General features: G+C 50.0%; 23 protein-coding genes and 2 tRNA genes. 12 read left to right on the top strand and 13 right to left on the bottom strand.

Annotation, left to right across the window (positions count from 1 at the left end; genetic code table 11):
- Window positions 1-84 precede the first annotated feature (84 nt).
- Genes IAE48_RS07125 through drpB form a run of 3 tightly spaced genes read right to left on the bottom strand, consistent with a single transcriptional unit; the run spans window position 85 to window position 1,563 of the window.
- Window positions 85-555, bottom strand: coding sequence for a very short patch repair endonuclease (locus tag IAE48_RS07125; RefSeq protein ID WP_200133921.1), 471 nt, complete (start codon window positions 553-555; stop codon window positions 85-87).
- Window positions 556-567: 12 nt separating this feature from the next.
- On the bottom strand, window positions 568-1,266 hold the full coding sequence (locus IAE48_RS07120; protein ID WP_200133920.1) for a phosphohydrolase: 699 nt from the start codon (window positions 1,264-1,266) through the stop codon (window positions 568-570).
- Between the two features lie 33 nt (window positions 1,267-1,299).
- Window positions 1,300-1,563: a cell division protein DrpB gene (gene drpB / locus IAE48_RS07115; protein ID WP_042717193.1), complete on the bottom strand. Its 264-nt coding sequence runs from the start codon at window positions 1,561-1,563 to the stop codon at window positions 1,300-1,302.
- A 345-nt stretch (window positions 1,564-1,908) separates the two neighbouring features.
- Here drpB and IAE48_RS07110 point away from each other — a divergent pair, with 345 nt between their 5' ends.
- A complete protein-coding gene (locus IAE48_RS07110) occupies window positions 1,909-2,295 on the top strand; it encodes a VOC family protein (protein WP_200133935.1) in 387 nt (128 codons plus the stop codon).
- 214 nt (window positions 2,296-2,509) lie between these two features.
- Complete coding sequence (locus tag IAE48_RS07105) at window positions 2,510-3,718, top strand: sugar efflux transporter (RefSeq protein WP_200133919.1); 1,209 nt, start codon at window positions 2,510-2,512, stop codon at window positions 3,716-3,718.
- A 282-nt stretch (window positions 3,719-4,000) separates the two neighbouring features.
- On the opposite strand, the gene IAE48_RS07100 is transcribed toward IAE48_RS07105, so the two are convergent.
- Window positions 4,001-5,392, bottom strand: a complete 1,392-nt coding sequence (locus IAE48_RS07100) for an MFS transporter (RefSeq protein ID WP_200133918.1) — start codon at window positions 5,390-5,392, stop codon at window positions 4,001-4,003.
- A gap of 124 nt (window positions 5,393-5,516) precedes the next feature.
- Between IAE48_RS07100 and IAE48_RS07095 the strand changes: the two genes are divergently transcribed.
- Together IAE48_RS07095 and IAE48_RS07090 are read left to right on the top strand one after the other, a co-directional pair.
- Window positions 5,517-6,419 (top strand): LysR family transcriptional regulator, encoded by a 903-nt coding sequence (locus IAE48_RS07095; protein WP_200133917.1) that lies wholly within the window; start codon window positions 5,517-5,519, stop codon window positions 6,417-6,419.
- A 184-nt stretch (window positions 6,420-6,603) separates the two neighbouring features.
- The gene (locus IAE48_RS07090) at window positions 6,604-7,827 is read left to right on the top strand and encodes an MFS transporter (protein ID WP_200133916.1); all 1,224 of its coding nucleotides are present in this window, start codon (window positions 6,604-6,606) and stop codon (window positions 7,825-7,827) included.
- 64 nt (window positions 7,828-7,891) lie between these two features.
- On the opposite strand, the gene IAE48_RS07085 is transcribed toward IAE48_RS07090, so the two are convergent.
- Both IAE48_RS07085 and IAE48_RS07080 read right to left on the bottom strand, forming a co-directional pair.
- The gene (locus tag IAE48_RS07085) at window positions 7,892-9,157 is read right to left on the bottom strand and encodes an MFS transporter (protein WP_200133915.1); all 1,266 of its coding nucleotides are present in this window, start codon (window positions 9,155-9,157) and stop codon (window positions 7,892-7,894) included.
- A complete protein-coding gene (locus IAE48_RS07080; protein WP_200133914.1) occupies window positions 9,144-9,398 on the bottom strand; it encodes a hypothetical protein in 255 nt (84 codons plus the stop codon). The genes IAE48_RS07085 and IAE48_RS07080 overlap by 14 nt, the downstream gene beginning before the upstream one ends.
- Before the next feature lie 203 nt (window positions 9,399-9,601).
- Here IAE48_RS07080 and IAE48_RS07075 point away from each other — a divergent pair, with 203 nt between their 5' ends.
- Entirely contained in the window at window positions 9,602-10,672 is a 1,071-nt protein-coding gene (locus tag IAE48_RS07075) for a LacI family DNA-binding transcriptional regulator (RefSeq protein ID WP_200133913.1), read from the top strand.
- 123 nt (window positions 10,673-10,795) lie between these two features.
- Here IAE48_RS07075 and IAE48_RS07070 read toward each other — a convergent pair whose 3' ends face one another.
- On the bottom strand, window positions 10,796-11,236 hold the full coding sequence (locus IAE48_RS07070) for a hypothetical protein (RefSeq protein WP_124967925.1): 441 nt from the start codon (window positions 11,234-11,236) through the stop codon (window positions 10,796-10,798).
- Window positions 11,237-11,555: 319 nt separating this feature from the next.
- Between IAE48_RS07070 and IAE48_RS07065 the strand changes: the two genes are divergently transcribed.
- The 3 genes from IAE48_RS07065 (at window position 11,556) to IAE48_RS07055 (ending at window position 13,215) form a co-directional block, all read left to right on the top strand.
- Window positions 11,556-11,957, top strand: a complete 402-nt coding sequence (locus tag IAE48_RS07065; RefSeq protein ID WP_233631462.1) for a GNAT family N-acetyltransferase — start codon at window positions 11,556-11,558, stop codon at window positions 11,955-11,957.
- A 303-nt stretch (window positions 11,958-12,260) separates the two neighbouring features.
- Complete coding sequence (locus IAE48_RS07060) at window positions 12,261-12,776, top strand: hypothetical protein (RefSeq protein ID WP_200133912.1); 516 nt, start codon at window positions 12,261-12,263, stop codon at window positions 12,774-12,776.
- A gap of 70 nt (window positions 12,777-12,846) precedes the next feature.
- Complete coding sequence (locus tag IAE48_RS07055; protein WP_200133911.1) at window positions 12,847-13,215, top strand: hypothetical protein; 369 nt, start codon at window positions 12,847-12,849, stop codon at window positions 13,213-13,215.
- A 351-nt stretch (window positions 13,216-13,566) separates the two neighbouring features.
- Here the strand turns inward: IAE48_RS07055 and IAE48_RS07050 are convergent, their stop codons facing one another.
- Both IAE48_RS07050 and IAE48_RS07045 read right to left on the bottom strand, forming a co-directional pair.
- Window positions 13,567-14,361 carry a topoisomerase gene (locus tag IAE48_RS07050; protein ID WP_200133910.1) on the bottom strand — a complete coding sequence of 265 codons (795 nt, stop codon included), beginning with the start codon at window positions 14,359-14,361 and terminating at the stop codon, window positions 13,567-13,569.
- A gap of 420 nt (window positions 14,362-14,781) precedes the next feature.
- Complete coding sequence (locus IAE48_RS07045) at window positions 14,782-15,141, bottom strand: helix-turn-helix domain-containing protein (RefSeq protein ID WP_200133909.1); 360 nt, start codon at window positions 15,139-15,141, stop codon at window positions 14,782-14,784.
- Between the two features lie 97 nt (window positions 15,142-15,238).
- On the opposite strand from IAE48_RS07045, the gene IAE48_RS07040 reads away from it, so the two are divergent.
- The gene (locus IAE48_RS07040) at window positions 15,239-15,988 is read left to right on the top strand and encodes an SDR family NAD(P)-dependent oxidoreductase (RefSeq protein WP_200133908.1); all 750 of its coding nucleotides are present in this window, start codon (window positions 15,239-15,241) and stop codon (window positions 15,986-15,988) included.
- Between the two features lie 192 nt (window positions 15,989-16,180).
- Here the strand turns inward: IAE48_RS07040 and IAE48_RS07035 are convergent.
- Window positions 16,181-16,270: transfer RNA gene (locus IAE48_RS07035), tRNA-Ser, on the bottom strand.
- A 93-nt stretch (window positions 16,271-16,363) separates the two neighbouring features.
- Here IAE48_RS07035 and mtfA point away from each other — a divergent pair.
- The 3 genes from mtfA (at window position 16,364) to IAE48_RS07020 (ending at window position 19,481) form a co-directional block, all read left to right on the top strand.
- Complete coding sequence (gene mtfA / locus IAE48_RS07030; RefSeq protein WP_200133907.1) at window positions 16,364-17,161, top strand: DgsA anti-repressor MtfA; 798 nt, start codon at window positions 16,364-16,366, stop codon at window positions 17,159-17,161.
- 99 nt (window positions 17,162-17,260) lie between these two features.
- Window positions 17,261-17,336 (top strand) — tRNA-Asn (locus IAE48_RS07025).
- A gap of 171 nt (window positions 17,337-17,507) precedes the next feature.
- Window positions 17,508-19,481 carry a PhoX family phosphatase gene (locus tag IAE48_RS07020; protein ID WP_200133906.1) on the top strand — a complete coding sequence of 658 codons (1,974 nt, stop codon included), beginning with the start codon at window positions 17,508-17,510 and terminating at the stop codon, window positions 19,479-19,481.
- 77 nt (window positions 19,482-19,558) lie between these two features.
- Here the strand turns inward: IAE48_RS07020 and IAE48_RS07015 are convergent, their stop codons facing one another.
- The 3 genes from IAE48_RS07015 to IAE48_RS07005 all read right to left on the bottom strand — a co-directional run bounded on the left by IAE48_RS07015 (window position 19,559) and on the right by IAE48_RS07005 (window position 20,957).
- Window positions 19,559-19,804: a YmjA family protein gene (locus IAE48_RS07015; protein ID WP_094420860.1), complete on the bottom strand. Its 246-nt coding sequence runs from the start codon at window positions 19,802-19,804 to the stop codon at window positions 19,559-19,561.
- Window positions 19,805-19,832: 28 nt separating this feature from the next.
- Entirely contained in the window at window positions 19,833-20,309 is a 477-nt protein-coding gene (locus IAE48_RS07010; RefSeq protein ID WP_023479132.1) for a cold-shock protein, read from the bottom strand.
- A gap of 108 nt (window positions 20,310-20,417) precedes the next feature.
- Window positions 20,418-20,957, bottom strand: a complete 540-nt coding sequence (locus tag IAE48_RS07005) for a DUF2058 domain-containing protein (RefSeq protein WP_054803188.1) — start codon at window positions 20,955-20,957, stop codon at window positions 20,418-20,420.
- Window positions 20,958-21,151 lie beyond the last annotated feature (194 nt).

Below are 21,151 nucleotides of genomic sequence, written 5' to 3'. Positions count from 1 at the left end.
AGAGAGGTTATTTTAATTTCCTTATCAGGAGTCAGGGTCTCACTTATCCTTATTTACCAGAGAGGGTATTTTCGCTATGGAAAATTAAAAGGCGCCATGAATTCCCTGAGTATCGATCTGTGCGGTCTGTTGCCCCTCGCAGATCCACTCCTCCACGCGAACGCTGAGCGCGTCGTCGCTCAGTTTCAGTTTTCCGCGCAGCGCACACTCCCAGACGACCAACACCCGCCAGCCCTGCTCCAGCAGCAGTGCGCAATCGCGGGCGTCGCGCGCCACGTTTTTGCCAATCTTCTCTAACCAGAAATCGGTGCGCGTGGCGGGAACTTTAAACAGATAGCAGTTGTGATGGTGCCAGAAACAGCCGTGAGTGAAGATAACGCAGCGGTAGGCATCAACGATAAAATCGGGGCGTCCGGGCAGAGCGGCGTCCTGCACGCGAAACTCCAGCCCCAGCGCCTCCAGGCAACCGGCCAGCCGTTTCTCAATGGCGGTATCACGCGTGGCGATGGCGCGCATATTCTTGCTGCGCGTCGCTTTGTCATGCACATCTGCCATCGTTCCCTCTCCTCAGGATGGGCGCGCGCTGTAGCGGCGCAGCACCTCGTCATCAAGACGCTGAAAATCGCCCTGCAGTTCGGCGCTCAGTTTTGCCATAAAGTGTACCAGGAAATCGGCATTATGCTCGGCCAGTGCGCGGCCTTTGGCGGTCTGCATCGTCGCAGGCAGTTTAAGCAGCTTGCAGCGAAAGTGGTCGAGGGCAAAGCGCTTGTCGTCCAGTTCGCGGCGGGCAGCAAAAGGATCGTCGCCGTCAAACAGCGCGCCGCCCATGCTGCCGGAGACGGCGAAAACTCGAGCCAGGCCAATCGCGCCGAGGGACTCCAGCCGGTCGGCATCCTGCACGATTTTAGCTTCAAGGGTTTGTGGCGTAATGGCGGCGCTGAAGCTGTGCGCCTCAATGGCGTGGCGCACCGCAGGAATGGCGCTTTCGGGAAAGTCAGGAAAGTCGGTAGTAAGGATCGCGGCGGCTTTTTCTGCCGCCCGCTGCGACGAGGTGTGACGCAGCGGATGATTTTTAGCAAAGCTGACAATATCGTGGAAGTAGCAGGCGGTGAGCACCACCAGCGCGTCAGCCTGTTCGCCGTCCATCAAGGTTTGCGCCGTTTGCCATACGCGGCGAAAGTGCGCGAGATCGTGGGCGGCATCGGCGTGGGTAAAGTGCTGCGTCATCCAGCTGTCAAAGCGCTGCTGCCAGTCGAAGAGAGACATGCATGATCCTGTGAAAACGGTGGAGCCCTGACGTCACGCTTGCATATCACGTGGACGTGTATACCAGGCAATGGCGCCCAGTATCGCACCTACCGCACTTAATGCAACGATGCCAGACACCGTGTTTAACCCGCTTTCGACAGATCGCGCTGCGCCGCTGGCGAAGCCTGAGACGATATCAGCCGGGCCGGCAAGCCAGAGATTACTCGCCAGAGACCAGCAAAAATAGAGGCAGAAAATCCAGAAGACCCATAGCGCGAGCTTTCCACCTGCGCTACGAACTGCGAAATCGTCCATAATCTCGTTTTCCTTTTGTGGTCGGGGATTGTTAATAAGAAACGTTCTCACTATTCAGAGTTCTCCGACATCATATCGTCAGAAAATATGAATTAAAGATATATCAACAATATTGATACTTTTAAGGCATAACGGCGCAATAACTGGCATCGCCTGCAGTGTTAATAACCCATTAACCTATTGATAAACAGAACGATTATAAAATCCCTTATGAATATATGGTATTAGCAAAGCCGAAAAAAGAATAAGCATGCACGCGCAGGATTCAGAAGGTCTGCCGGATGTTGGGTCTGTTAATAAAGGATAAGAAAGTTGACTGATAAGAATGAACCCTTCTGGAACCGAATGGTTCCAGAGCTGACTGTAACGGATTTTACAGCCTCCCTGCACTTCTATGCAGACGTGCTTGGCTTTAACATCATGATAAAGCGCAAAGATCCTGATTTTGCTTATATCTCTCTTGGTGAAGCACAACTGATGCTTGAGCAGTATCATCCGGATGGCTGGAATACGGGCGAACTCACCAGGCCATTTGGACGAGGCATTAATTTTCAGATAGAAGTGGACGATATTGAACAGATCCTCGCCCGGGTGCATGCACATGGCGTAACGCTTTATCGGGATCTCCATGATAACCATTACAGTACCGGAGAAACGTCCGCCTGCCAGAGAGAGTTCCTCGTGCAGGATCCCGATGGTTATCTTTTACGCTTTAGCCAGTACATTGAATGAAATATCAATGTCCGTTTCTGATACAAAGCTGACAACTTAACAGAACTGAAGGTCTGCTTTGAGCGAGAAGCGGATCGTCCGCCAGAATATCTAAAAAGCGGGACAAAGACCTTCTGACGAAGCTCTAACGACCCGAACACCAGTACATCTCATATGAAGTAAAATAGTGCGCTGTCCTGAGACATTTCCATGTTAAAAAATAAGATTAACCTACATGGAGATGTTGTTCTTTATGGCTTTTTTTTCCGGAATTACTGGGCGGCTATTCCTTATAAACGTAATGACCGCCATTTCATATGCCTTCATTTTGCCTGTCATGAGTCTTTTTTTAATAAACGGATTACATGCCAGCCCGATTTTTATCACTTTCTACAGCCTGGGGTTTGCCCTCTCAGGATTATTTTTTAGCCAGTTGATGGGATCGCTTGCAGATAAGGGACATCCAGTCCGGCAACTTTTCATGATTTCTGTTACGTCGCTTTTTCTGGCGGGTTTAGCCTTCAGTTTCTGCCGTCAACCCATCGAAGCTCTGGTCATCGGTATTTTCTTGATGGGGCCAGGCAATGCGTCTATCCCGTTACTCCTGTCGATGATCCGAAAGCATTCACTGACGGCAGGGCTTAACGCTACACGGCTCAATACGCAAATGCGTTCGGGCGTGTCAATTGTGTGGATTGCCGGGCCAGCTCTGGCATTTGTCTTCGCCGACCGATTTGGCTTCACCTTTAATTTTCTGGCCTCAGCCCTGCTTGCGGCCATCACGTTACTTGTCAGCCAGTTGCTGCTTTCGAAGGATAAAAACAGTGTCGATACCGGCAGAGCAGAAAAAACTCAAGCCAGTAAAGCCCCTATCACGGGTATGATTTGGGCACTCGGCGCAGTAATGATGCTGGCAAATTTATCCAATAACATGTACCTGACCATTATGCCGCTGTACCTGGTACACGAGCTTAATTTACCCGCTTCGTTTCCGGGCTTTCTGCTTGGCGCAACCGCGATAATGGAAATTCCCGTTATGCTTGCCGCTGCTCATCTGGCAGAGAAAACAGGGAAAGAGCCACTGATTATGGTCGGATTTCTCTTTGCAGCCGTCTATTACAGCCTGCTTCAGTTGGCCACTAACATGACCGAACTGATTGTGTTGCAACTTTTTAACGGATTATTCTTTGGTATTTTTGTCGGCCTGGGCATTTCTGTTATTCAGGACGCATTGCCAGAACGTAGCGGCTTCGCATCAGCATTTCACTCCAATGCCATGCGCACAGGCATGATGGCTGGAAATGGAATTGCCGGTCTGATGGCGCAGCTGGCAGGGTTTAAAATGACTCTGCTTGTTCCACTGTTATCAGTGTGTTGTGCTGCTTTGCTAATGCTTTGTATAAACAGAAATCTCTCTACAAAAAAGAGTTCACTAATAGGCTGACAGTTCTCATAAATATACGTACCAAGCACGATTGACCGCCGCTGTTGCTCCGGTTTTATTCTCATTAATTCAACGTCCGCTCCTGGCACGGAGCGGACCAAAATCAGGTTAATGCCCTTTTCCGAGAACTTACTTCCCCACTATCTCTTTGCAAGAAGAAAAAGACGTTAATACGGGCTGCTTACGGTCAGCATGGCTACATCAATATAATTAGCTTCACATCCCTTAGCTGAGCGCCATCCATTCACAATCGTAGCTACAAGACAGAATGAGCACATAACTTCAGGCTGCCGCCAGGCCTGTTTTACGTAACCGGCTCACGCTTAATAGCACTGATGCCGCAGACGCGACGACAGCAATCCACAGAGCATAATGGACAGCCTGTAGCTCATTTATTGCCAGCAGTACCCCCATGACAGCAGCGCCGAGACATTGACCGAATGTCCGGACGATAGACAATACGCCTGATGCGTAGCTGGCATAGTCGCGGGATACGTTAGAGAGCATCTCCCGGTTGTTAGGGCTCTGGAAACAACCAAATCCGATGCCGCACCACAGGCTACGTAAACAGATATCCCATGCCGCAGGGCTGGCGGGTAGCGTTGCCAGCAAAATCAACCCCACCACAAAAAGCGCTAACCCAACGGTAGAAATCAGAGGCGCTGAAAATGTGTCGGCCCAACGACCCGCATGAGGCGCTATCAACACAATGCCGATCGGCCATGGCGTAAAGAGTAACGCCGACATTACGGGGCTGTAGCCATACACGCTCTGAAACAGAAATGGCAGCGCAATAAAGGTAATGCCCTGGCTCACAAAACAGGCCAGCGAAGTTAAAGCCGCAAGGGTAAAGCGTCCATTTTTGAACATTACGGGTGGTAATAAAGGATGCTTTGCCCGGCGGATGTGCCAGATAAATGTGATGGCGCTGAACATCGCGAGCAGACTCCAACTGATAGCCCCGACGCTGATGTGATGGTCAGAGGAGAAGCTGTTTGCCGCCATCACCATTGAGCCTAAAAGTAGTGCAGACAGCACAGCGCCTGGCGTATCGAACGGCATTCTGTCGGATGCCGGTTTTGGTGGCAGCGACCTGAATACCAGCAGCAGGGAAACGGCGCCAGGGAGCACGTTTATGGCGAATAACCATTTCCAGCTCAGTATGCCCAGCACTGTGCCGCCAAGTACAGGCGCTATAGCCGAGCTTGAAGCAATAAGCAGAGCATGCAGCCCAAGAATGCGGCCAAGCAATCGCCCGGGGAAAACAGAACGCAGTATCGCCGGGGCAATGCTCAGAGTCGCTGCGCCGCCGATCCCCTGCACAATGCGCATTCCGATGAGCATCTGCGGAGTACTGGCCAGCGCACAACCCAGTGAAGCGAGCGTAAAGAGGGTAAGGCCTGAAAGAAATACCGGGCGGTAACCAACGCGTACTGCCAGCGCAGCGAAGATAGCCAACGTCATGGCGGCGGAGAGCAGGTAACCGTTGGCGAACCAGACTGAGATATTCGCCGGTACCTGCATCGCTTTTGCCATGGATGGCAGGGCGATGTTAATCATTGTGCCGTCAAACACGCCCATCAACGTCGTGGTCATCACGGCGGCCATCACGCGTGCACGCTCTTGTCCCGGCAGGCCTTCATCGCCCGGCTGATTTGCAAATAACGTTGTCATCTTTAATGCCTGTGAAAGGAAGGATGCGAAAACTATAATCAGCAACAAGTCGAGGCGGAAGACGCAGCATTTGCACTCTATAATTGCATTCGACGCCCTATCTGAATTCTCACCAGGAACCACTATGTCCGATCCTGATTTTAACTTGCTGGTCGCGCTCGACGTTTTGCTGGCAGAAGCCAGCGTTGCAAGGGCGGCTCGACGCTTAAACCTGAGCACCTCAGCGATGAGCCGCACGCTCAGCAGGCTACGTGAGGTGACGGGGGATCCCATTCTGGTGCGAGCAGGACGTAACATGGTGCTCACCCCCTGGGCTGAAGCAACCCGGGATCGTGCCAGAAGCGCGGTCCATGAGGCGAGAGCGGTACTTCAGCCCTCATCCGGGACGCTCAAGGTGGAAAACCTCGAACGGCTGTTCACCATCAGGGCCAATGATGGTTTTGTGGTGGCATTTGGCCCGCTGCTCATTGCCGCCGTGGCCGAAGCGGCCCCGGGGATTTGCATACGCTTTGCGCCGAAACCTGAAAAAACGTCTCGTTATCTTCGTGAGGGTTTGGTTGACCTGGAGATTGGTGTCCAGAGCAATATGGGGCCAGAAATTCGGGTGCAGAGACTCTTTCAGGATCGCTTTATTGGAGCGGTGCGCAAGGAGCATCCGCTGGCGTCACGGCCGGAAATAAGCGTTGAAGATTATATTGCCTGGGGACATGTGGTGGCGTCACCCGACGGCGTGCTACATGGTTTTGTCGATGATGCCCTGGCGGCGTTAGGCGTCACGCGCAAAGTGGTGAGCGTGGTTCCAGGCTTTCCAACTGCGTTATCCGTCGCCCTGGCCTCCGACCTTATCGCCATGGTTCCCGCGCTGTACTTGCGCAATCAACGAATGACAGACAATTTACATCTCTTTGAATTGCCATTCAAAACCCGCAACATTGTGGTGTCGCAGATGTGGCATCCAAGAATGGAAAAAGATCCCGGGCACCGCTGGCTTCGGGAGAAAATTTTAGAGGTGTGTCGGGAACGTTAACGTATTTCGTCCCATATCAACTAAGTAGTTTCAAAAGCGCCCCCTACTTTTTATGTGATACAGTGCTGCATCCGTGTCATGAGAGTAAATTTCCGATGTAGAGATTCTGTCTTTTAACAGTTTTTACTTTCCGCATTGCCTGTTGGCTTTGTGGAATTCTGTTATTCGAGATGAGAATCTTTCGATGAATACATTGCTGTTTGCGCTGATTCGCGCACTGCGTAGTCACGATTGGCTACGCTTCCTTGGTTTTGCCTATATCCTTTCATCATTGGGCAACGGGCTTACTCAGGTAATTGTTTTTGGACAACTTTTACACTGGCAGGCCTCTCCCGCGACTCTGACCATTGTTTACATGCTGTCAATGCTGCCGAGCTTTTTAGGGAGTATCTGGGGCGAAACTCTGTGTAAGAGAATTTCACCCCTCCGGGTCCTGATTTTTACCGAGCTGCTCGGCCTGATTGCACTCTTTTTTCCGTTGTATGGCTTGCTGCATCATAACGTTCCGGCTTTGCTTGCGGTCCAGTGTTCGGAATCGCTGTTCAGCGGCATGAGTTATCCGGCGCTGACTCTGTTGTTTAAACGCGGATTACGCCATGACGAATTACCTGCAGCAACAGCAATGGAAACGATAATTTTTGCCTCACAGGTATTACTCGGTACCGGATTGGGCGTTTTATTATTCGACCTGATCTCTCCTTTACATCTCCTCGCTATTGATGCCCTAAGCTTTGTCGCTTCCACGATCTTACTTCTGATGTCAGCCTCAGTTATTCAGGTAAGAAAACCGCAATCTGAAAAATCTGTCGATGTCACACCCAAGCCATTCTGGCGATGTTTATCCCCATTGCAAAAAAGAAGCGTGATGCTATTACCTGCTCTTGCAGCCGTGGGTTCTCCAGCAATGGCGCTTTTACCTGCCCTTGCGCAGGAAATAAGGCCTGGAGATTCCGCAGGGCTTGCATTACCGCTTCTTTTTGCGCGCAGCCTCGGGCAACTTTGCGGCCCGCTCATGCTTGATGTCGGTAAATTACCGCACTATTCCGCTAATAACAGGCTGTTGCTGTTATGCCTGGGTGGATATATCGGAAGCTACTTTTTATTACCGCTCTCTGCCGGCTTTCCCTACACAGGGCTTGCTTTGATATTCGGTGCACACATGGCCTCGAATATTGTATTTGCTATTGGAACTTTCGGGGTGCTTAAAAACTTCGCAGAAGATCAGGTTGCCAAAGCCAGTGCAATTGCATGGCGCGGCCAGGTTCTGACCGCCGCGATATCTACCGGGATAGCCAGCGTGTTAGCGCGGGTCTTTGGCTCATTTACTGCGCTTTACAGCCTTTCTCTGTTTAGTCTGGCAGGAGTGGGAATCTTGCTCTGGTTAAACAGAGCGGGCAGAAAAGAATAAAACGCTGCTATACGCAGGATGGAAAATAAAGATAAAGCCCGCTTTGAAGAGCGGGCTTTTATTATCAGGCTGCGCTTTTATACTCGGTAGCCGGCAGCAGCGTTTTACTCCCTTTCAGGGTAAAGAGGGAGGCGATGGTAAAGCTCAGCGTAATGCTGCCCAGAATGAGATAAGCCTGGTGGAAGCCGACGGTGTCATACATCCTTCCGACCCATACGGAGAGTACAACACCTGAAAGCTGTTTCGATAAGTTAAAACCAATCAGGAACAGCGTTGCTGATAGTTTCGGGTTAAAGGCAGATGATATGTATTTGAAAGTGCCCACCAGCAAGAATGGGAGTTCAAACATATGCAGCATTTTTAAGATCACCACTTCGATAGCTGAAGAGGCAAAAGAAGAACCCAGAATACGCGCTGACATAATAATACCGGCAGTGATCAGAGCGTTTTTCGCACCAATCCGGTTCACGATGGCAGGAGCAAAGAACATAATCAACGCGTTAAGTAATTCCCCTCCGGTGGTGACGAAGCCGAATACTTCTGTTCCGCGTTGCGGACTAGAGAAAAAGCCTTTAAAGAAGTTGGCAAACTGTTGGTCAAATACGTCATATACGCTGGCGACGCCAACTACGTAGACAATAAATCCCCAGAAGCGTGGCATGCGTAATAGTTCCGCGGCGGTGCGCATCGAGAAGGCCTTACGGTTGGCTCCCAGCGCGTCGATGACCAGCTCACTGTTGCTCCCTTCCGGACGTGACATCCACAGCAGCACTCCCAGCACCAGCGCAAAACCTGAGGCAATCCAGAAGGTGATATTGGGATCGATGCCAAACAAAATACCGGTGATGGACGCGCACAGTGCCCAGCCAATACAGCCGGAAACGCGCACTTTTCCGTATTCAAAACGGTTCGCACGGCTGACGCGTTCAATATAGGCCTCTACCGCCCCGGAACCGCTGGAGAAAACCACCCCCAGATAAATACCGCCCGCTAGCGCACCGGCGAAAATATTCAGCTGCAATAATGGCGACAGCACAAAAATAAAGAACGGCGCAAACATGATCAGCAAGATCGTAATGGTCCATAGCAGGTGTTTGCGTAACCCCAGCTTGTCCGATATCAGGCCAAATACCGGCTGAAATATAATCGCGAACAGCGAGATTGAGGAGAAAACGATCCCCGTTTCTGTTTTGGTTAGATGATTAACTTCCGCCAGCCAGACCGGGAAAAAGGGAAAGTAGGCCGACATAATGAAGTAGTAGAAGAAAAAGAACAGCATAAAGTAGATGAAGTTATGCCGTTCTCTTGGCGCGAGTTCAGAGAGTTTCATTGTCTATATTCCATCCTGTGTACGCGTCATTATTAAAGCCGCTTTTTTGGTGGTTTCGCACTTTCACCCCGGTCAGAGCGTTATCGCCATCGAAGATAACCTGCTTCTGGCCATCAGCCCGCCAGTTTTCCTCGACGCTGAACGTCAGTGAGTCGCAGCCTGTCGGCTTTTGTCTGTCCTCTCGCGCCAGCAGGTCATGAAACAGGTGGCCCGGGGACGTCCGGGGATCGTGATATTGCATAGGTATATTCGCCTGATAAATGAGAATGTCGTTCGCTAGACAAGATGGGTGAGTTATCAGATATTTTGTTTAAAGCCACAATGCTGGCGAAAGTGAAACTCATACGCGATCACGAAATAGCGCGGAAATGATGCTATTTTGTCGTGTTTAAGACATAAGATGTTAGCGAACGACATTGTTACAGACGTGTACAGGAGTGGTTTATGCAGCGCCGTACGGCAACGTTAGAAGATGTGGCTCGCAAGGCCGGAGTGTCGCAGCAGACGGTTTCGCGTGTACTGAATAAACCCGGGGTTGTGTCAGAACGCACCCGCGACAAGGTTATCAGCGCAATGCAAGCGTTGCTCTATGTTCCTAACCGTTCGGCGCAATTGTTGGCGGGGAAGTCTGCGCCGTCGATTGGTTTGATTACCGCGTCGTTGACCCTGCATGCGCCCTCACAAATCGCCGCGGCAATAAAAAGTCACGCCAGCGCACGCGAGCTGGAGGTCGCTATTGCGATGCCCGCGATCGTGGATTACGCCTCGCTTCAGGCACGGCTCAATGAGTTTCGCGCACAGAATATCCGTGGAGCAATTATTAATCTGCCGCTGGAAGGCAGCGTTGCCGAAAAGCTGGTAAGTGAAAATCCCGATATTTGCTGTCTGTTTTTGGATATTTCGCCGGAGACCGATGTCTGCTGCGTGCGCTTTGACCATCTTGATGGTTGTAGCGCTTGCATCCGTCATCTCTGGGAGCTGGGGCACCGGGATTTCGGTCTGCTTGCCGGACCTGAAAGTTCGGTTTCAGCACGCATGCGCTTGAGCAGCTGGCGTGAGACGTTGCATCGACTTGGGGTAAGTAATGCGGTGACGGTTTTTGGCGACTGGAGTGCGGCCAGCGGCTGGCACAACGCTTTCAAACTGTTACATCAGTACCCGAAGATAAGTGCGATCGTTGTGGCGAACGATCAGATGGCACTCGGCGTGTTGAGCGCCCTGGCGCAGCTCAATCGCAGCGGGAGCCAGGCAGTCTCCGTCACGGGTTATGACGATACGGCAGATAGCCTTTACTTCCAGCCGCCGCTGACCACCGTGGCACAGGATTTCAACAAACTCGGTAAGCGGGCCGTGGAGTTGCTTATCCAATTCATGGCCGACCCGCAAATCAGGATCCGTGAGCTGCTGCCTACACGACTGGTTATTCGTCAGTCAACCTGGCCTGTAGCCGGTCACTCCGGGGAAGACAACGCGCAGCTCATTACACAATTAAAAACACTGGTGAAGAAGCTGTAAGATCTACAGATTCTGTCCGTGGAGCGCCCCATCTTATTAATCAACGTCCACTCCTGCACAGAGCGGGCGTAGGACAGCTATGAGCGAACAGTGGACGTTGCAGAACCATGATATAGATGTCGGCTAAATTTCTGACAGAACCGAAAAGACTGCATTAAAAACCTGGTCATCATTGATGGCTGTGGCTGCTTCATAAATCGCTTCGATTGCTGACTCAGTTGAATCATCTCTCCCGGCGAAAGCGAGGGCTGATACCGCGCGTGCCTGGCTAAACAAATGCAAAGCTTGAGGACTTAATTCCCTCTCTTCGTTCTGACTCTCATGCAGGTTAAAATATTCTTCATCTAACTGTGCGGCCAGCCTTTCCAGTTTAGAAACTTGCTCGAACGATAGCTTATATCCTGATAATAGTTGCCTGAGTGATTCGTCCACTACAGGCAGGTCTACCGGGCAGTTTTGAACAGCGAGTTCGCATGCCACTCTGACTGCACTTCTTCGTTTTTCTTCACTTGCAACCTTCATTTTTTCTGCCAGGTGTTTCTCGAATATCTCTAAACGCACCATCCTCTACCTCTGATATCGGTTTTCACATATATTGCCCAGATCTGTGACCAGGTCACCATAAATTAATATATTGCGATGCAAGCAATGTCCGCCCCTGGCCAGGATAGATTGTTCTGTACTCAAATCTGTCTGCCAGGAGTGGGCGCAGCTAAAGCCGCTGTACATTCAAATTCTTACACCCGGCCACCAAAAAAATCAGGGTATAACAGATCAATTCATCTATGCATCCTGCCTGTCAGGTGCCTCAGAACACCAGGATGACACAGTAACCCTGAGGCCTGCTAAATACGCCGATTTTGAATGGTGTCGAAAGGCGCTCATGGATACCTATCAGCATTCGTTGTTAGCTATCCCAGCCTTAAGAGGCAATCTGTGCTCTGTCGATGACGAAGAACTCAGTCATCATATTTCAGAGGGCGATGCGCATATTGTTTATGAAGAGGGAGTACGCGTCGGACTGATAATTTGCGAAAAAGGAGCCGTTGCTTTTTTGAGTGGCTACCGGATTTCTGAAGAGGTAATCCTTCCTGCCTTTCGCGGACGCTCTCTGGCCTCCCGGGCTCAGCGCCTGCTTTGTAACCATCTTCAACGCTCCAGCCGGGAACCCTGCCTAATGATAGGGACTATCATTCCGGAAAATTTGCCGTCGATAAAGACTGCTGAAAAAGCGGGGCGGACATGCATTCTCAGATTTGAGTTTTTACCTGTGATATTTAGTTAATCTGCTGAAAATGAACGTTAAATCTGTGGTCGCGTGTTGATATGAAATATGTCTATATGACTCTTTTCTTGCTGTACAAGGCAGACAAGATAAGTAGCGTTAAGGTCAGCTATGAGCGAGAAGCGGAACTAGCCAACACATTGTCACAAATATCATGAAGGTGACAGTTTGGGTATCTAATGGTAGATCAGCCATACAGACAAAATGTTTCAGGTGATTTAGTTTAAGTTGACAAAAAATCTCTAAAGTTTTTGATTGAATGGCCGTTTACTCATTGAGTTTTCACTTAAAATGGATTCATGTATGAAAAGAATTTATCTTGATCAGAACATATGGTTCGACATTCAGTTTGGAAGATCTGATACCTCATTAGAAAGTGTCCTAAGAAAAATTGACAGAAAAAAAGTTGAGATAATTTATTCCCCGGCTAACTGTGAAGAGATATGCAACTCTTATTGTAGTCCCCACATTAAAAATCGCATTGATACTGAAGAGAAAGATCTTCGTCTTAGTATATTATCCAAAGTAACACGTAATCGAGAAATCGTTCCTTATCGGAATGATTTTAATATAATTCACTCTTTTTCGGGAAAGGAAGGTCCTTACATCGTTTTAGAACACCCTGCAGGCTGCTTTAAAAGAGTGTATGATAATTATGAATCCAATAGTGTAGCGGAATCTGCTCAGGAATTCTCAATTGGTAAGGCCGATGAAGTTGACCAAAATGTTAAAAGCAAGTTAGGTAATGCAAATATAAATATCATATTAGAAAAAGACCCATCAGCTATAACTTTACTCAAAAAAAATACTAACAGATAAACTAATACATAATGCAGCACTAAATCAGTTAATCAAAGCTAACATACAGATACAGCCTTGTACTGCTGAAGTGAAGAAATTAATCGATAAGAAAATATCTGAAATACGCTCCAGGCAGAGTGTGTATTTTTCTGTGAAAGCAGAGAAAATATTGAGTGACAGAAAGAATAGTAATATAACAGCTTGGGGGTTCGGTGTAACCGAGGCAGTTGTCGATGCTTTAATCCTCACTATGATTGAATTAGGTTATGCTTCAAGTGAGGCTCCTATGTCCAGCCTCCATGATAATACGCACTCAATATATGGCGCTTATTGTGATTACTTCGTTACTCGAGATAAAAACCTGTTAAAGAAATTAATTCCCACATATGAATACTTAGGGTTTAAAACAAAAATCATAAATGCCAACCAAGAAGATTGGCAAAATTATCTTAACTAGCTAAGTGGTTCCGCTTCTTGCCCAAACTATAAGACTAAAAGATCCTTTGGTCAGTTATGAGCGAGGAGCGGACATAACTCTGCTACTCAGCGGCATCGTTACGTATTACGAAAACTTATCCGATAATTGATTGAATTTTGTTATACCTAATCATAGAATTCTTCCATGATCTGAAATGAAACTTGATTGGAAGGTTTCTCCGTTTTCAGCAATGGAACTATTTCGTCCTTGAATAGTGCTTCGCAGTCCGTAAGCTGTTCATCTGTATAAATCAATGCATAAACACCATGCCTCTTAAAATAGTCACGGAGCTTTTTCGATTCTTTTTCAAAATTGCCTTTAGCAGTTTCATTAATTTTCTCCTGCGTCAGATTTTTGGTTTTTTTCTAAATATTCATGTGTAGACCAATGCGACAACTCAATCCCATATTGATTCAGTGTATATGGATTAATAACTAAAAAATCGAGTCGATGTTTATGTTTCTTCTCTAACCCCAGGTAGCGGAATTTTGGGATCAGTAAAGGAACGTCGTACGGATTCTTAGCTTTTCTGACAAAATTAGCGTACTGTTCCGCTATTATGTACTCGTATTTAGACCCAGAATTCCTGACGAGAGTATCCGTAAAGAACAAAAAATACTGTTCAAAATCATTAAACTTAAAAACCTTATCCATGCCTGGAATTACAATCCCAGTTTTAAGAACGTGACCAATAGTCCAATAGCCATGGTCAAACTTACGAATCTCGCTTTTATCGTTCTCCCATACTCCATTCTGAAAGCGTGGTGTAACAAGTAACCCGTAATTTGCTTTCTCCTGCCCTATCCACAAAATCGATTCTGAAGACTTAGGTCTATTCTTTGAGAACTCATCAAATCGCTTTAAATACGACCGCTTAAGGAATAAGAAAAGATACTTCTTGAACGTAACGCTGTTCTTGAGACTATCGAGTATCCATGTGTATGCATCAGAGTTATATGTATTTGCACCAACTCTTAGCCCGAGTAGCCATTTGTTAGTAAACTCATCTTGAGAAATAATGACTACATTTTTTAAATCGAAAAATTCATCATGTTTACTACCTATTTTTGCATTTAACGACAATTCTAAAACAACACCTGTCTCAGCCAAAACCGCTGGCAACAACGTGCGCAGTTCTTCCTTAATCTTTGCTATGATGCGATTTCTCGCTGATTTTTCTGGGTCATGTTCGCCATAATATTTCCAATAATTTAAGAGAAAATTCTGCGCCCACAGCCAGACATTATTTTCACCAATATCAATCTAGTGTTTTTTCCTTGTAACTCAATGCGTTTATGATTTTATAGTAAAAATTTATACTTTTAGTACATCGGGCGTGAAAATTCTAGGTTAGTCAATATTTTGATATTCTTAGCCAGTTTTTTAAATAAAAAATCTGCAAATGAAGCATCACAAAGCCAAATAATACCTGATTACGGCAATGTCCGTTCTTGGCACAGAGCGAACATTGACTTCTTTTAACAGCGTTTAAGGCCTTGAGCACAGTCAAACAACTACGGCTGGTTTCACCTGCCACAACGGCTATCACTCTGTCGACGTCAACGCGCCCTGCCGGGCGAGCGCAATCTTCTCAATCTGGCTCATGTGCGCACTTCCCCATGCGCACAGTGGGGCGAGACTATTGGCGAGGCTGACGCCGAATTCGGTAAGCGAGTATTCGACTTTGGGCGGAATAGTCTGGTAGTCGATGCGCTGAACCACTCCGTCGGCCTGCAACTCCTTCAACTGCTGAATAAGCATTTTGTCACTGACGCCAGCAACCGCGCGTTTCAGCTCACCATAGCGACGGGTGTCATACGCCAGATGGAACAGGATCAAAGGCTTCCACTTACCGCCGATTACAGCCAGCGCTGCGTCCAGACCACATGTAAATGAGGGTGTCATCGGGTTTCCTCTGGTACTTACCAAAAGGTGCATACTATACCAAAAGTAATTTCCCGTCTAAAGTGCAGCTGTCGGCAAATCACTTTAGGAGACGCTTATGTCCAGACTCACAGGTAAGACAGCATTGATTACAGGTGGAAGCACGGGGATCGGCCTTGCAAGCGCTATACGCTTCGCAGCAGAAGGCGCCCGCGTCTATATCGCGGGACGTCGCCAGGCCGAGATTGACAAGGCAATAGCCAAAATTGGTCATGGCGCGACGGGAATCCGTTGTGATGTCTCCAGCCTGGCGGATCTCGACCATCTCTACGCGCAGATCAAGAGCGAAGCAGGTCAGCTCGATATCCTGTTCGCAAACGCTGGCTTAGGAACGTTCGCCCCGCTTGGCGAGATCAGCGAAGCGGACTTCGACCACATGTTCGGCGTCAACGTGAAGGGGACGCTGTTTACGGTTCAGAAGGCGCTTCCGCTCATGCGCGCTGGCGGCTCGATCATCCTGACCGGGTCAACCACAGGTTCAATGGGAACGCCCGCTTTCAGCATCTACAGCGCGACGAAGGCGGCAATCAGAAACTTCGCCAGAAGCTGGGCCCTCGATCTGAAGGAAACCGGTATTCGCATCAATGTGCTCTCACCCGGCGGTACGGAAACCCCAGGGTTGCTCGACCTGTTCGGGGCCAGTGGACAGTCGGAAGCGTTGCTCGCGGGCCTTGCCGCACAAACGCCGCTTGGCCGCATCGGCCGCCCGGAAGAGACGGCCGCTGTGGCCTTGTTCCTGGCAAGCGATGAGAGCAGCTTCATGACGGGCAGCGAAGTCTTCGTCGATGGCGGCATGGCACAAGTGTAAACAATTCAGGCGCTCCGATAAGTGCCGGGGTGCCTGTAAGCATAAATCGCTGGTATGGGTTTACGACAGAGAGGTGAAAGTGAGCCCGAGGTTGAACCAAAAAACGTGAACTTTTAGATTCGCATTTTTGTTAAAGGATTTTCTCATTGGGATCTGGATCGTTGAAAGCTATGCGGGTAAGTGCTTGAATAATGGCGGAGAGAGGGGGATTTGAACCCCCGGTAGAGTTGCCCCTACTCCGGTTTTCGAGACCGGTCCGTTCAGCCGCTCCGGCATCTCTCCGTTCAGATGGTTGCCATCATGCCAGGAATTTTGGCATTTTAACAGACCCAGTCCCGTTGATTTGATTCAAGTGGCGAGTTTGCGAGCAAAACGATGATTAAGTGGCCCTGGAAAATCCGGGAGTCTGCCGATGAAGCAGATCTTCCCTGGCAAGATGCGTTAAAAGTCCCCGTATTAGCGAATTTATCGCCCGACGAGCAAAACAGACTGGTTCAGCTGGCCGACCGTTTTTTGCAGCAAAAGCGCCTGGTGGCACTACAGGGATTCGATTTGGACGCGCTGAAAAGCGCGCGCATCAGCCTGCTGTTTTGCCTGCCGGTGCTGGAGCTGGGCCTTGAATGGCTGGATGGCTTTCACGAAGTGCTGATCTACCCTGCCCCTTTTATCGTTGATGATGAGTGGGAGGACGATTTCGGCCTCGTACATAACCAGCGCATGGTCCACTCCGGGCAGAGCTGGCAGCAGGGCCCTATCGTGCTTAACTGGCTCGACATTCAGGACTCCTTTGATGCCTCCGGTTACAACCTGATTATTCATGAAGTGGCGCACAAGCTTGATATGCGCAACGGCGATCGCGCCAGCGGCATTCCGCTGATCCCGCTGCGCGATGTGGCGGGCTGGGAGCACGATCTGCGTGCCGCCATGGAGAATATTCAGGATGAGATCGATCTCGTCGGCGAAAGCGCCTCCAGCATTGATGCCTATGCCGCCACCGACCCCGCCGAGTGTTTTGCGGTGCTGTCAGAGTATTTCTTTAGCGCGCCAGAACTGTTTGCCCCGCGTTTCCCTGCCCTGTGGCAGCGCTTCTGCCACTTCTATCAGCAGGATCCCTTAAGCCGCCTGCGCGATCAGCCAGGAAGCTACGGCGAAGAGACGAATCCGGTGCATTAATTACAGTCCTGGATGTTAATTAGCCAATTGAATCAGCATGTTAAATTTAGTGTTGACACTAAAGTACGGGGTCAGTAGTATTCGCCCCGTTCACACGATTCCTCTGTAGTTCAGTCGGTAGAACGGCGGACTGTTAATCCGTATGTCACTGGTTCGAGTCCAGTCAGAGGAGCCAAATTTAAGAAGCCCGCTTTTTAGCGGGCTTTTTGCTTTTTATTCTTTACCCTCCCCCAGCCAAACACGACTTACTAAGCCGCTGTGCCTCAAACGTTATAAATTTGTAACAAAAGTTTTTTAGACTGCTCTCCATTGCGATGCAAGCCTATGGAAATCACAGGAAAACAATATGAGCAGACCCCTTAAATCGGTGTTCAAACAAGAGCACAGCGATGAGATCAGTAACCCAAGCCACAACGCCGCGTTTTCAGAGGTGGTCAGCGCGTTTATGTCACGCCGCCGCTTTCTGCAAATGGGGATGGTCGCCGGCGCTGCGGTCTCATTCCCCTCTTTACTGATGCCAGAAAACGCCTTCGCGGCGATGCCGAAACCGTCCGCCTTAACGAAAGCGATGTCGCTCGGCTTTACCAGCATTCCCGTCTCGACCGCCGATAACGTCACGGTACCGGAAGGCTACATCGCCCATCCCTTCTATCGCTGGGGCGATGCCGTGGGCTTAAAGGGCAATCTGCCGGAATTTAAATTCGACGCCAGCAACACCACCGATGAGCAGGCGGCGCAGGCCGGTATGCACCATGACGGTATGGCGTGGTTTAGCCTGCCGCAGGGCGAAGAGAACCCGGCGCACGGTCTGCTGGCGCTCAACCATGAGTACATTGATAACGGCATGCTGTTCAAAGACGGGACCGCCAACTGGGATCTCGATAAGGCACGTAAAGGGCAAAACGCGATGGGCGTGTCGGTTATCGAGGTGAAAAAAGCGGAAGCCGGCTGGCAGGTGGTTCGCCCCTCCAGCTTTGCGCGCCGCATTACTGTTAATACGCCGATGCAGCTGAGCGGCCCGGCGCGTCACCAGCCGCTGATGAAAACCGCGGCCGATCCGCAGGGTGAACAGGTGCTGGGCACCATGCAAAACTGCGCCAATGGTCGTACGCCATGGGGCACCTACCTCACCTGCGAAGAGAACTGGTCAGATATTTTTGTCAAAAAAGCGCCGCTCAACGCGCTGGAGAAGCGCTACGGCATCAGCGACAGCGATGAGTCCTACCGCTGGAACGAAGTGGATGAGCGCTTTAGCGTCGACAAAACCCCCAACGAGCCAAACCGCTTTGGCTGGGTGGTGGAGATTGACCCTTACGAGCCGACCTCGACGCCGCGCAAACATACCGCTTTGGGCCGCTTCAAGCATGAAGGCGCTGCGGTAACGCTGGCGGCGGATAACCGCGTGGTGGTCTATATGGGCGACGACCAGAAGTTTGAATATATCTATAAATTCATCTCTGAGAACAAATATGACCCGAGCGATCGCAAGGCGAATATGAATCTTCTGGAGTCCGGCACGCTCTACGTCGCCAAATTTAATGAAGATGGCTCCGGCGACTGGCTGCCGCTGATCTTCGGCGAAAACGGGCTTGATCAAAGCAACGGCTTCGACAACCAGGGCGATCTGCTGATCAAGACCCGCCTTGCTGCCGATAAGGTAGGCGCAACCAAAATGGATCGCCCGGAGTGGATCGCGGTCGATACCCACGCGAAAGGCAGCGTCTACTGCACGCTAACCAACAACTCCGATCGCGGTAAAGAGGGTAAAGCGCCGGTGGATGCGGCCAACCCGCGCGCCAATAACCAGTTCGGCCATATCATGCACTGGCGCGAAGAGAACGCCGATCCGGCGTCAGCCAAATTTAAGTGGGATATCCTGGTGCTCGCCGGGCGCACGGACAGTGATGACCCGAAAGTAAAAGGCTCGATGAAAGGCGCGGAGTTTGGCAGCCCGGACGGGCTCTCCTTCGATCATCGCGGCGTGCTCTGGATCCAGACCGATGTCTCCTCCAGCACCATCAATAAAAAAGCCTATGAAGGGATGGGCAATAACCAGATGGTGGCAACCATTCCGGGGAGCAATGATTATCGTCGCTTCCTGACCGGGCCGCGCGGGTGTGAAATTACCGGTATCGCCTTTACACCGGACAACCGCACGCTGTTTATCAATATCCAGCATCCCGGTGAAGGCGGTGATGACATCACCGATCCCAATAATCCGCACGCCATCTCCAACTGGCCGGATTTCAAAGCCGACGGCCGACCGCGCTCCTCCACGGTGGTGATCACCAAATCCGACGGCGGCATTATCGGTACCTGATACCGTTAAAGAAAAAGCCCGCATGATATGCGGGCTTTTTGCGTTTATGAGCAGCGAAAATCGCGGATTATGCCGCGTTACTCGTTGCCCCACGCATTGAGGAAGTTTGCGATCTCATCAATGCGGCTCTCTTTGAGGCCGGCTTCGCGGGCCATCTCTTGCTGCGCCTCTTCGCTGATCTCTTCATTGTTGGACAAGCGGGTCAGCAGCAGCTGGAAGTAGTGCGCCACCGCGTCACGCTCGGACTCGCTCACCGGCGTCGCGGACTCCGTCGAATACTCATCGGCGATGTCATAAAACTTCAGCGGAATATCGTGGTTCATAAGGGATCCTTAAAAGCAGCAGATAACGTCAAACTTTAAGCAGTTTCACCGTCGCGTCGATATCGATCTCATCTTCCGTAAAGATAAGCGTTGACCCCTGGAAGGTGGTGATCGCCAGCTTTTTCAGCGTACGCATCTCCCCTGGCTTGATATCGGATTTTGGCCGGATGCTGCTCATCAGCACGCCGACCGAGAGCACAGGGCTCTCTTTATCGATACGGGTATCAGCAGGCACTTCTTCGTTGAAGACAACATAAGATTTGATCGAGGTGAGCTTCAGGCGCTCGCCAGCGATAAAAATATACTTGCTGTCCGGCACCACTTTTACCGCATAGGCCGAGAGGCCTTTATTGTTGGTGGTGGGTTCAAACGTCACCGCCGCATCTTTTTTAATCAGCTCTGGGTTGGCGACCTTGATCACATGGAAATAGCGGTTCTCACCGTTCTCATCTTTGATAAATCCAAAACCTTTCTCTTTAAACCAGGTTGTGATTTTTCCGTTCATCGCCTTACCGCCTGTTGACTCGTTGTTCTGTGCTATTTTTGCCGCGCGCAGTGTAAAGCACATTGCCCGCGCAGACCACGCTTTTGGCCCGATATTCTTCTGCGCGCCTTACCACATCAGATCGTCAGGCACTTTGAAGTCGGCATACGGATCGTCTTCATCCTGCGCTTCCTGGCTCAGTGCACTGTTGAGCACAATGCTGTCGGCATCGCGCTGGGCAATTTTATCAGCCACGCTTGCAGGAATAATTGCGTACTCCGGCTCGCTGCGGTTTTCCGTCATCAGACGGGCAATCGCCAGACGGCCGCTAATCAGCTGCGCCTGCGTCACCTTATCGACGACGATTTTTTTGATCAGGTTGTTATCGGTGAAGTTGAAGTTGATATCACCTCTGCTGATGGTGATGCGGTTCATCTCAATCAACTGCTTCACCTGCGCTTTATACTCTTTGGCGAGCGTCGCCTGCTTCTGCTGCTCGTTGAGCTGTTTATCACGCTCAAGCTGCGCCTTTTTGTTCTCTTCTACCGCTTCTCTCGCCTCACGCGCCTGCACGCGGGACTTCTTCGCCGTGCGCTGCACTTTTGCCATCTTTTTGCTGTTGACCAGCCCCGCCTGCAGGAGCTGCTCTTGTAAGGTAAGTTTTGCCATTTTCGCTTCTGAATCCGTTAACAAATTTCCCGGATTATAGCGGGAATTGTTAAGGATATACCAGGCGCAGGATCAGACCATTTAACGCCGTCAGGTACGACATCTGTGTAAAAGGGTTTTCTCACGCGGGCTGTCGCTGTAGTCTCAAGGGCGGCCTTAATTTTGCCGCATACAATGTGAGTAATCCTTTCCCT

It is taken from the genome of Kosakonia sp. S57, assembly GCF_016516575.1.
Lineage (GTDB): Bacteria > Pseudomonadota > Gammaproteobacteria > Enterobacterales > Enterobacteriaceae > Kosakonia > Kosakonia cowanii.
This window is presented reverse-complemented; position numbering and strand designations above follow the sequence as displayed.